Annotated in this window: 1 protein-coding gene and 1 pseudogene; both read left to right on the top strand. The window is 39.6% G+C overall.

Translation table 11 applies throughout. The features are described from left to right. Positions 1 to 176, top strand: a pseudogene (locus tag AK963_RS36240) (IS256 family transposase); the annotation flags it as partial. Then, complete coding sequence (locus AK963_RS32810; protein WP_139117771.1) at positions 142 to 1,329, top strand: hypothetical protein; 1,188 nt, start codon at positions 142 to 144, stop codon at positions 1,327 to 1,329. The pseudogene AK963_RS36240 and the gene AK963_RS32810, both read left to right, overlap by 35 nt. Positions 1,330 to 1,418: the final 89 nt, after the last annotated feature.

Raw genomic sequence — 1,418 nt, 5'->3', positions numbered from 1 at the left:
GCGTCATTCGTAAGGCGATCAAGAACCGGAAGATTTTTCGGACTGATGAGTCAGTCATGAAGGTAATCTATCTGGCCATGGAAAAAGCTTCCGAGAAATGGACCATGCCGATCAGGAACTGGAAAGCAGCCATGAACCGGTTTGAAATTATGTTTCCTGACCGGTTCAAGGAGTAATAGTTTTGGTGGCGTTTACACAGAATTATTTACAGGCTCTCAAAATCTGCTTACAAAACCTGAAAACATGTCTCCTCAGCCAAGTATTTCTGCTGAAAGTTTAACTGAGCAGGGTAGTTTGGAGCATTTGCAACCAGTCCCACATGATCCATTCTTGCCCTCCGTAACCACTCATGAAACTAACGCTTTTTTACCTCTTCCTTCTCCTGTTCATGAAGATTCGTTAGCAACAAGCCTAATTACAGACTCCGATTTGGAGTTCAAATCCACATATGAAGAAACACTGGCAACAGTTTTTATGGATTTCCCGCCAGAAGAAGCATCTATTTATGATTACCGGAAAACGGCTCTTTATGCATATAATACTGCTCTAATGAATAGCCCAAGCGATAGAACACACCCTGAAGTTTTAGCTAGCGACCTCAATCACCCTACACTTATTGAATTAGCCACCCCACCTCAAATAATGGAATGTGAAGCCAGCGCTTTGGATATTACACCGCAAACAGTGAGAAACATGCCCAAAATAAATTTAAGAAATCCGGAAATAGAAAGGCCAGATCGATGGCAAAGTATGCTTACTTCTCAAGATGAAAGCCTTGAACCACAATTCAATGAAAGACAAACCAGTAATTTTTTACAACATAGAGTGACACAACAAGAGTTATTAACTGGAACTACTCAATCAAATAAATCAACGAGTCATAAACTTGAAGAAAAAAACTCACCACAATGCTCTTTAACTTTAAATTCACTTCAAAATACTGAAAGTGAGCATTTCCAAGATAGTCCAAGGTTAACAAACACTCCCAGCACTCTAAAAACTGACCATTCAGACTCATATGAGATGTCAGATCGAAACATGATGATCTCCTCACGGTCACACTTTATAGCCAATCATGGGTCTCCAGAAAAGCCGACTATTTCTTCGGCAAGCCTTAAGAGTAAACTATCCTTAAGTCTTGCTGAAGAAAATGGTGCCTCAAAAGAAACAATCAACCCAGAAGAATTTGCAACATCCGTTCAGCCTCAGCTGAGCGAAATAGCTAAAGAAAATGAAGAGTTGAGAGAAAACATTGAACGTATCCTGAAGGAGCTTGATGAAAGTACTGAGAGGGAATGTAATTTAAATTGTGTAAACGCTTGTCGTTAATACTCCAAAATGGAGAATAACAATGAGCGTTGAAATCAACGAAAAACTGGTAGATCAAATAGCCAGTCAGATTAAAACTCAGGATGATC

The organism is Endozoicomonas atrinae (assembly GCF_001647025.1).
Classification (GTDB): domain Bacteria; phylum Pseudomonadota; class Gammaproteobacteria; order Pseudomonadales; family Endozoicomonadaceae; genus Endozoicomonas; species Endozoicomonas atrinae.
The sequence above is the reverse complement of the archived record's forward strand: the minus strand, read 5'-3'. Positions and strand labels throughout refer to the sequence as shown.